This window comes from Streptomyces sp. GC420, assembly GCF_009916105.1.
GTDB lineage: Bacteria > Actinomycetota > Actinomycetes > Streptomycetales > Streptomycetaceae > Streptomyces.
In genome coordinates, this window is record NZ_JAAAXQ010000333.1 from 1 (window position 1) to 9095 (window position 9095).

At 73.0% G+C, this 9095-nt stretch carries 7 protein-coding genes and 1 tRNA gene; 5 read left to right on the forward strand and 3 right to left on the reverse strand.

The genetic code is table 11. The features are described 5' to 3' along the window. The first annotated feature begins 491 nt into the window (after nucleotides 1-491). Nucleotides 492-2114, forward strand: a complete 1623-nt coding sequence (locus GUY61_RS30020) for an SPFH domain-containing protein (RefSeq protein ID WP_243766856.1) — start codon at nucleotides 492-494, stop codon at nucleotides 2112-2114. A 9-nt stretch (nucleotides 2115-2123) separates the two neighbouring features. Here GUY61_RS30020 and GUY61_RS30025 read toward each other — a convergent pair. Then, a protein-coding gene (locus GUY61_RS30025) for an IS5 family transposase (RefSeq protein WP_166633398.1) occupies nucleotides 2124-2983 on the reverse strand; the annotation gives its coding sequence in 2 pieces (ribosomal slippage) (nucleotides 2124-2630 and nucleotides 2633-2983; 858 coding nt in all). 284 nt (nucleotides 2984-3267) lie between these two features. Here GUY61_RS30025 and GUY61_RS30030 point away from each other — a divergent pair. The 3 genes from GUY61_RS30030 to GUY61_RS30040 all read left to right on the forward strand — a co-directional run bounded on the left by GUY61_RS30030 (nucleotide 3268) and on the right by GUY61_RS30040 (nucleotide 6499). After that, entirely contained in the window at nucleotides 3268-3984 is a 717-nt protein-coding gene (locus tag GUY61_RS30030; protein ID WP_166633393.1) for a nucleoside/nucleotide kinase family protein, read from the forward strand. A 91-nt stretch (nucleotides 3985-4075) separates the two neighbouring features. Beyond that, complete coding sequence (locus tag GUY61_RS30035) at nucleotides 4076-4669, forward strand: lytic polysaccharide monooxygenase (RefSeq protein WP_166633394.1); 594 nt, start codon at nucleotides 4076-4078, stop codon at nucleotides 4667-4669. A 102-nt stretch (nucleotides 4670-4771) separates the two neighbouring features. Beyond that, complete coding sequence (locus tag GUY61_RS30040; RefSeq protein WP_243766858.1) at nucleotides 4772-6499, forward strand: AMP-binding protein; 1728 nt, start codon at nucleotides 4772-4774, stop codon at nucleotides 6497-6499. Nucleotides 6500-6615: 116 nt separating this feature from the next. Here the strand turns inward: GUY61_RS30040 and GUY61_RS30045 are convergent. Both GUY61_RS30045 and GUY61_RS30050 read right to left on the reverse strand, forming a co-directional pair. Further along, nucleotides 6616-6689: transfer RNA gene (locus GUY61_RS30045), tRNA-Lys, on the reverse strand. 113 nt (nucleotides 6690-6802) lie between these two features. After that, a complete protein-coding gene (locus GUY61_RS30050) occupies nucleotides 6803-7561 on the reverse strand; it encodes an IclR family transcriptional regulator C-terminal domain-containing protein (RefSeq protein ID WP_166633395.1) in 759 nt (252 codons plus the stop codon). 806 nt (nucleotides 7562-8367) lie between these two features. On the opposite strand from GUY61_RS30050, the gene GUY61_RS30055 reads away from it, so the two are divergent. Further along, a partial coding sequence (locus GUY61_RS30055) for a hypothetical protein (RefSeq protein WP_166633396.1) occupies nucleotides 8368-9095 on the forward strand: 728 nt, incomplete at its 3' end.

Here is a 9095-nt window from a genome sequence, read left to right on the forward strand (position 1 = left end):
AGGCGACGGCTGATGGGGCGGTCAGGGGTGCGGGCCCGGTCGGGTTCCCGCCGGCCGCCCCCCTGACCGGGCCCGCACCGGAGACCGCAGCGGGTCCGGCAGGCCCGGCAGTGGGCCCGGCACCGGACCGGGCGGCGGCACCGACCGGCCCGTGGCCGGGCGTGGCCGTGCCAAACGGCCCGGCCCACCCCCAGGCTCCGGCTCCGAGCCCGACGCCGGCCGGCGGTCCGGCCTCGGGCACGGGGCAGTGGCGGGCGCAGCCGTCGGCACCGGCCGCCGCTTCTCCTTCCTCCCCCGGGCCCGAGTCCGGGCCGGTGTCGTCAGCGCAGTTCGCCGGTGCGGCGGCGGAGGACCGTGCGGGTCCCGCGCCCGGGGCCGGCGTCTCCGAGCCGTCCGCGGTCGCGCGGGCTCTCGCGGAGCCGCTTACACACGTACGGCCTCCGACCACGGTCGAGGGCGCCGGTCCCGGAACCCCGGTTCCGGGAACCCCGATGTCCGGAACCCCCGCTCCCGGGACGGGATTCGGGCCGGGCCCGGTGCCGAGCGGCGCCACTGCCCTGGGAGTGGGCGCGGCCGGTGCCGGCCGCCCTGCCGGCACGGACCCGGAAGCGCCGCCCGAAGAGCGGGAGACGCGGGAGACGCGGGAGACGGGGGAGCGGGGGACACCGGAGCACGGGACGGGCAGGTCCCCGGCCGGAAAGCCGGAGCCCCAAGAGCGCGAGCCCGGACCGCGCGAGCCCGGACCGCGTGAGCCGGGAGAACGGGAGACCGGAGAGCGGGAGCCGCACCAGCAGGCGTCCGCCGCCCGGACCGGCCCCAAAGGCACCACCGCCCGCCGGGACACCGCCGGGTCGGGTGCCCCGGCAACGAAGAAGGGAGCGGCCGCGTCAGGGCCCGTCGACCTGCGCCGCCGCTCGGACGCGGGACCGGCCGCCTCCACCGCTGCTCCCGGCACCATGTCCGGCACCCCGTCCGGCACGCCGGCCACGAGCGCGAAGACCACGACTGCCGTAAAGCCCGCGCCTGCCGGGGTACTCGCCGAGGCGGGCAGGCCCGCCGACGGGGCCGGCTCCCGCGCCAGAACGGGAGGAGGGCAGCACCGGCGTCCGCCGGCTCCGCAGCCCGTCGGCGCCTCCGCGCTCGGCTCCGCGTCCGCGCGGACCGGGTCCGCCGTCGCCCCGGACCTCACCGAGAAGCCCGGGCCCGTGCTGCCCGGCTGGATCGGGGCCCTGGTCGGGGGCGGTGTCCTCGTCGTGATCGCGCTGGTGATGTGGTGGGGCGGGATGCTGCCCAACTCCTTCCTCCGGGACGTGGGTCTGCCCGTCCGCTACAGCGGCCCCGGCCCGCTCGCCTGGGTGACCGTCGCCTTCTGCGGGCTGCTCGCCGCCGTTGCCTTCGGCGGGCTGGGCCGCGGCAAGGTCGGCAGCGCCCTGGTCCTGACCCTCTTCGGCAACTACCGCGGCAGCGTGCGCCGTACCGGTCTGCTCTGGGTGAGCCCGCTGCTGCTCCGCCGCAGGATCGACGTACGGCTCAGGCACTGGCGCAGTGAGCCGCTGCCCGCCGTGGACTCCGAAGGGGTGGCGCTGCGGGTGGTCGTCCTTGTCGTGTGGCGGGTCGAGGACACCGCGCGGGCGGCCTACGCCGTCGAGGACCACGCCGTATACCTGCGTTCGCAGACCGAGTCCGCGCTGGCGAGGATCCTCTCGCAGGTACCCGTGGACGTCTTCACGCAGACGCCCGACGGCAGCCCCACGCTGCGCAACGCCGAGGCGGTCGGCGGCGCCCTGACCAGGCTGCTCGCGGAGGAGGCCGAGCCGGCCGGCATCGAGGTGTTCTCGGCGCAGCCGGTCCGTATCGACTACGCGCCGGAGGTGGCCGAGGTCATGCACCGGCGCCGGGTCGCGGCGCTTGACGCCATGCAGCGGGAGAGTGTCCTGACCTCGGTGGTCGACGCGGTGGACGAGACGGTCAGCCGGCTCACCGCGCGCGGACTGGTGGACGGCGACGACTTCGAGCGCAAGGCGCTGGTCAAGGACCTGACCGTGGCGTTCTACACCGGACGTGCGGCGGAGCGGGGCGCGGACCCGGTCCTCCAGAGGGCACCGCAGCACTAGGGTCCGTCTTCAAATTGATCTTGCCCAGATCAGGATTGCTGCGAGTGTGACCGCTGCTTCGTAGGAGGTGGCGGTCTTCTCGTAGCGGGTGGCGATGCCGCGGAAGCCTTTGAGTTGGTTGAAGCAGCGTTCGACGGTGTTGCGGCGGCGGTAGGTCTCGCGGTCGAACCGCGGCGGTCGCCCGCCGTCACGGCCCCGGTTGCGGCGGTGGCGTTGCTGGTCCCGCTTCTCCGGAATGGTGTGGCTGATGCCGCGCTTGCGGAGGTGGGCGCGGAAGCCGCGGGAGGCGTAGGCCTTGTCCGCGACCACGTGGTCCGGTCGGCAGCGCGGTCGGCCCCGACCGATGCGGGGCACTCGGATCCGCTCGAGAAGCGGGCGTGCGCAGACGCCGTCGTGACGATGGCCGGCGGTGAGCATGACGGCCAGCGGCCGTCCCCGGCCGTCGCAGGCGAGGTGGATCTTGGTTGTCAGTCCGCCTCGGGATCGGCCGAGGGCGTGATCATCCGGTTCGTCCTGCCGGAGGGTCCCCTTTTTCGGCCTGTGGCCGCGGCGTGCTGATGGGCGCGGACGATGGTGGAGTCGATCTGAACCAGCCAGTCGATGTCTCCGGCCGCATCCACCCGGGCCTGCATCTGCTGCAGAGCCCGGGTGAAGATGCCGTCGAGGGCGTAGCGGCGGAAGCGGGTGTAGACCGTCTTCCACGGCCCGTAGCGTTCGGGCAGGTCACGCCAGGAGATCCCGGTCCGGATCTTGTAGACCATGCCGTTGATCACCCGGCGGTCCTCCACCCGCGGTCGTCCCGTCTTGGCCCGCGGTATGAGTGGAGCGAGCAACTCCCACTCCTGGTCGGTGAGTTCGTGACGGCGTATCACGCCACCATGATCCACCATCTAGCGATCTTTGAAGACGGACCCTAGTGCCGCGTCGGTCGGGGTTTGCCCGCTGAGGAGCGGCGTCCGGTGCTCGGGGGTACCTCCCGCCGGAGGCGGGGGAGCATCGCAAGGCGGCCGGAAGCCCTCGTAGTGGGCCTGCTCGGGCTTTCGGCCAACGCAGCGTGGGGGTACCTCCCGCGCCCGGAGGGCTGCGGGGGAGTGCCGTGCAGGGCGTCGCGACGGGGCGAACCTCGGCTGACGCGGCACTAGAGTCCGGGTCCATGGGGACACGCACGTGGGAGACGGTGGCCGCGGACGCGTGGCGGCTGACCGGCGGGAACCGGGAGCCGCGACGGGGCCGGGCGGGGCCCCGGGCGGTGCTGGGCATCGCGGGCCCGCCCGGCACCGGCAAGTCGACCCTGGCCCGGGCCCTGGTCGCGCGCCTCCAGCGCGCCCACGGCCCGGGCTCCGCCGCGTATCTGCCGCTGGACGGCTTCCATCTGTCCAACGCGCAGCTGGAACGGCTGGGGCTGGTGGACCGCAAGGGTTCCGCGCCCAGTTTCGACGTGTGGGGGTACGAGGCGCTGTTGCGCCGGGTCGTCGAGCACGCGGGGCAGGAGATCTACGTCCCGGACTACGACCGGACGCTGCACGAGCCGGTCGCGGCGCGGCATCTGGTGCCGCCCGCCGCCCGTCTGGTCGTCACCGAGGGGAACTATCTGGCCGTCGACGCGCCGGGGTGGCGGGAGGCGCGGGGGCTGATGGCCGAGGTCTGGTACCTGGACGCGCCGCGGGAGGTGCGGCGGTCGCGGCTGGTGGAACGGCAGCTGGCGGGTGGGAGGGACGAGCTGGCGGCCCGTCACTGGGTGGCGACGAACGACGATCCCAACGCCGAACTGGTGGAGTCGGCCCGGGGAAACGCCGACCGGATCCTGACCCCCATTGGTCTGGACAACAAGACCGGCATTGGTATGGACATGTTCAGTCAGTCGCAATAATCTGAGCCTTGGTCTAGACCGCAGCTCGCGTCTCGCGCGTACCCGCGTACCGCGAAGAGGAACTCCCCCACGTTCTCAGGAGCGCAGCAGCATGCGACGAATCAGGCTCAAAGCAGGCGTGCTCGGAATCGGCGTACTCGGCGCCGCCGTCCTCGCCACGGGTTCGGCCAGCAGTCACGGCTACACCGACTCGCCCATCAGCCGGCAGAAGCTCTGTGCCAACGGCACGGTGACCGGCTGCGGCGGCATCCAGTGGGAGCCGCAGAGCGTCGAAGGCCCCAAGGGCTTCCCGTCCGCGGGCCCCGCGGACGGCACGATCTGCGCCGGCGGCAACAGCCGGTTCTCCGAACTCGACAACCCGCGCGGTGGCAACTGGCCCGCGACCCGACTCGCCTCCGGCGCAAGCCACACCTTCCGCTGGCAGTTCACCGCCATGCACGCCACGACGGACTTCCGCTACTACATCACCAAGAACGGGTGGAACAGCTCGGCGCCGCTGACCCGCTCCGCGCTCGAACTCACGCCGTTCCTGACGGTCCCGTACAACAACCAGAGGCCGCCGTCGACCCTCTCGCACTCGGGGACGCTCCCCTCCGGCAAGAGCGGCAGGCACGTCATCCTCGCCGTCTGGACGATCGCCGACACGGGCAACGCCTTCTACGCCTGCTCGGACGTGCAGTTCTGACGGAGCCGGGTGGCCCGGAAGCCGGGGCTCCCGTGGCCGTGACTGCGGCGCACGGCCACGGGAGCCCTACCCATCTGACGATACGTCAGTTACCTTGCCCGCATGCCCACGCCCATGCTCCCGCCCGGATCCCCGCCCGGTACCGGCGCGGGAACGGTCGCCGAACTCGTGCGGGCCCAGTGGGGCGACCACCGCGTCGGACTGCGCTACGGGGACGTCTCGTACACCCACCACCGGCTCGCCTCGGGCGCCGCCGCGCGCGCCGCGATCCTCGCCGGCCTGCTGCCGCGCGACGCCGAACCGCACTTCGCGCTACTGCTCGACAACACCCCCGAATACCCGCTGTGGCTGAGCGCCGCCGCGCTCGCGGGCGCCGCCGTGGCGGGCATCAACCCCACCCGCCGCGGCGCCGAACTCGCACGCGACATCCGGCACGTCGAGTGCTCCCTGCTCGTCACCGACCGCTCCCGGCTGCCGCTGCTCGACGGCCCCGGCCTCGCCCCCGCCCTCGCCGGGACACGGGTCCTGGTCACCGACTCGCCGGAGTACGAGCGGCTGCTCGCGGACCACGAGGGCGCCGAGCCCGGCGAGGCGGTGGTCAGGACGCCCGAGCCGGGATCCCGGCTGCTGCTCTACTTCACCTCCGGCTCGACCGGCGCGCCCAACGCCGCCCTGTGCAGCCAGGGGCGGCTCGCCGCGGCGGGCCGGGCGCTGGTGCGGCAGTTCGGGGTGCGGGACAGCGACACCCACTACATCTGCATGCCGATGTTCCACGGCAACGCCGTGATCGCCGGCTGGGCGCCCGCACTGGCGGGCGGGGCCGCGGTCGCGCTGCGGCGCCGCTTCTCCGCCTCCGGCTTCCTGGACGACGTACGGGCCTACGGGGCCACGTACTTCACCTACGTCGGACGGGCCGTGCAGTACATCCTCGCCACGCCGCCGCGCCCCGAGGACCGGCAGCACGCGCTGCGTCTCGGCTTCGGGACGGAGGCGGGCGCGGTCGACGCTGCACGCTTCGAGGAACGGTTCGGCGTACCGCTGGTCGAGGGTTACGGGTCCTCGGAGGGCGGGGCCGCGATCCAGCGGACACCGGACACCCCGCACGGGGCGATCGGACGTGCGGCGCCCGGCGACGACCTGGCCGTCGTCGACCCGGAGACGGGGGAGGAGAGACCGCGCGCGGTCCTGGACTCCGCCGGGCGGCTCCTGAACGGCTCGGCCGCGATCGGGGAACTGGTCAACCGGGGCCGAAGCCTGTTCGAGGGGTACTGGCGCAACGAGGAGGCGGTGGCCGAGAGGACGCGGCGCGGCTGGTACTGGACGGGCGACCTCTTCTTCCGCGACGAGCGGGGGTACTTCCACTTCGCCGGGCGGGCGGACGACCGGCTGCGCGTCGACGGGGAGAACCTGGCCGCCGCCATGATCGAGAACATCCTCGCGAGATACCCGGACGCGGCCTCGGCCGCCGTGTACGGCGTGCCCGACCCGGTCTCCGGCGACCAGGTGATGGCCACGCTGGCCCTGCGGGACGGAGCGGTCTTCGATCCCGGTGCCTTCGCCGCGTTCCTTGCCGCCCAGGACGACCTCGGCACCAAGATGGCTCCCCGCTTCGTCCGTGTCCTCGCGCGCATGCCGGTGACCGCGACGAACAAGGTCCACCGCGTCGCTCTGCGCCGGGCGGCCTTCCACTGCCCCGACCCGGTGTGGTGGACGCCCTTCGGGGCGGGCCGCCCGTGCGGCTCGGAGTACCGGCGGCTGACACCGGACGACGTGCGCCCACTGCTCGAGGAGTACGCCGCCCACGGCCGGAGCGAACTCCTGTCCCGCTGAGCCCCGGCCTGCCGGGGCGGGGTGCGGCGGGACCCGCACGGCCGGTCGCCGAGGGTTGGGCGGGTGCCGGGAGCACGAAGAAGACCCCCGCTCGCGCGAGGGTCTTCCTCTGTCTGTGCGCCGCCAGGGACTCGAACCCCGGACCCGCTGATTAAGAGTCAGCTGCTCTAACCAACTGAGCTAGCGGCGCCTGCTGACGCGTAAATAATACCCGGTCCCGAGGGGTGCTCGGGACCGGCGGGCGGTGGCCGCCGGTCCGGGGCCGGGACAAGCGCGGGCCGGGACCGGCGCGGGGACGGGTGGTCAGAGGGCCAGGGAGAGCAGCACGCCCGCGGCCCGCCTGTTGAGCGTGTCGGCGGCGGCGCGCAGGCGGTGGGCGTTCTCCATCGGCATCGAGACGGCGAGGCAGCCGACCGCCTCGCCCGCGGTGATCGGGACGGCCGCGCAGACCGTGCCGACGGCGTATTCCTGCAGGTCGAGGACGGGAACCGTGGCCGGATGGGCGTCGAGCTTGCGGAAGAGGACCTTCTCGTTGGTGATCGTCCGGGAGGTGAGGCGGGCGATCTTGTGACGGGAGAGGTGGTCCCGGCGGCCGTCGACGTCGAGCTGCGTGAGCAGGCACTTGCCGACGGCGCTGGCGTGCGCCGCGTACCGGAAGTCGACCCATTCGTTGACCGGCGGGGTGGCCGGGCCCGCGGCGAACTGGGTGATCTTCACTTCTCCGTCGACGTACCGGCTGATGTAGACGGCGGCGCCGACGTCGTCGCGCAGGGTGTCCAGCGTCTGCTGGAGCTTCTCCCTGAGAGCCTGCTCGCGCACCCCGCCCGAGCTCAGCAGGACCAGGGAGTCGCCTATGACGTAGGTGCCGTCCGAGATCTGCTCGACGTAGCCCTCGCGGGTGAGCATCGCGAGCATGTGGGTCAGGTGGCCGACGGGCAGCCCCGTCTCGCGGGCGATCTGCGCGGCGCCGACTCCACCGGTGTGCCGGGAGACGGTCTCGAGCACGCGGAGGGCGTACTGCACCGAATGGAACGGCGCGGCAGGCTCTGGCTTCAGGGTCACGGTTTCCCCTTGGCAGTTCCGGCAGGTGGTGACCGCTTGCGTCCTGGCCGTTGCTGCCGGTCACGACCCGCTGGTGGCGCGAGGTCGGTCACGGCGGCCGGGCTGTGTACCACGATAGCCGCCAAACGGCTTCCGCGGCGGGGCTGTTGACCAGATTGCGAAGGCGGACCACCGCGCTGTCCAGCGGCGCAGCTTTCTGGCATATGCCAGAGGCATGATGGTGCGAGGGATTGGGCGGGGCGGGTGCCCGAGCCGACCCTCAGAGCACCGCCCCGAGGAATGCACGTGCCCGCTCGTGTTCCGGTTCAGTCAACTACTCGGCCGTAACGACCGAGCTTGTCGGCTCGGTTCAATACAGCTTTGCTCATGCTCCCGGACGGAGCCCTTGAGTCCGAAGCGGTCGAACGATGCTGAACATTCCTTCCGGCGGGCCCGACTCGATGAGGATCACGGCCGTCCAGGTGCGCCCGGCGGGCAGGTTGAGCGCGGTGGCCGCCTCCCCCTGGACTCCCGCGAGCAGGGTGCGTCTGCGTATGGATGTGCTGCGCAGTGTCGTACTGAGTCGGGCCATGGGCGCGCGGCTACCCGACTCCATGGCGGGTATGCGTGCGGGATCCGCGGACGCCGTGTGCGCGTTCTGCGTGCGGCGGCCGCGGAAGGGTACAGAAAGCCACAGATCGGAACGCTCGTCATAGGCCCGCGGAAGGCCCCGGGCCCGGAAGGCCCGGGGAAGGCCCGCTGCAGGCATGCGGACGCCCTCGGAACGCCCGGGACCTCCGACGGGCCCCTGCAACGGGAGGATTCGCATGACCGCGGTCGGACTGCTCTGCCCCGGACACCCCGCCGAGGACGACTATCCGCGCATCGAGACGCTCCTCGGCTCGGACATCAGGATCCCGATCGTGCACACGGACGGCGGGGCCGCGTCCGGCATCGCCGCGCTGCCGGAGAAGGGCGCCGGCCCCCGGCTGGCGGCCGTCACGGAGGAGCTGCGGCTCTCCGGCTCCGAGGCGGTCGTGTGGACCAGCATGCGCGGCAGCTTCCTGCGCGGATGGGAGGGAGCGCGCGAGCAGATGCGGGAACTGGCGCTCGCCGCGGGCATCCCGGCGTCCAGCACCGCCCTGGGCTTCCCGCACGCGGTACGGGCCCTCGGCCTCGGCCGGGTGTCGGTGGCCACGGCGTACCCGGCGGACGTGGCCGAGCGGTTCACCTCCTTCCTCCGGGGCGCCGGCATCGCGGTGGTCGCGGTGAGCGCGATGAGCGCGGGCACGGCCGACCGGGCCGCCGAGGCCGGGACCTGGGGGCACGAGGAGGTCCTGCGGCTGGCGCGGGACGGCGATCACCCGGACGCGGAGACGGTGCTGCTGCCGGACACGGCGCTGCACACCGCGTCCTGTCTGCCCGAACTGAGCGGTGTGCAAGCTGAAGTTGCTGGTCACGGGGCTGGTGTGCGTGGGCATCGGGATGCTCATGCTGGTCGCTGGCAGATGACTTTGGTGAAGATCGTCGGTCATCGGGCGACTTCGCGGTTGGT

Bases quoted from the DNA above. Each gene is read 5' to 3' on its own strand.
- GUY61_RS30035 (WP_166633394.1), top strand. From the start codon at position 4,076: ATGCGACGAATCAGGCTCAAAGCAGGCGTGCTCGGAATCGGCGTACTC.
- GUY61_RS30020 (WP_243766856.1), top strand. From the start codon at position 492: ATGTCCGGAACCCCCGCTCCCGGGACGGGATTCGGGCCGGGCCCGGTG.
- GUY61_RS30030 (WP_166633393.1), top strand. From the start codon at position 3,268: ATGGGGACACGCACGTGGGAGACGGTGGCCGCGGACGCGTGGCGGCTG.
- GUY61_RS30040 (WP_243766858.1), top strand. From the start codon at position 4,772: ATGCCCACGCCCATGCTCCCGCCCGGATCCCCGCCCGGTACCGGCGCG.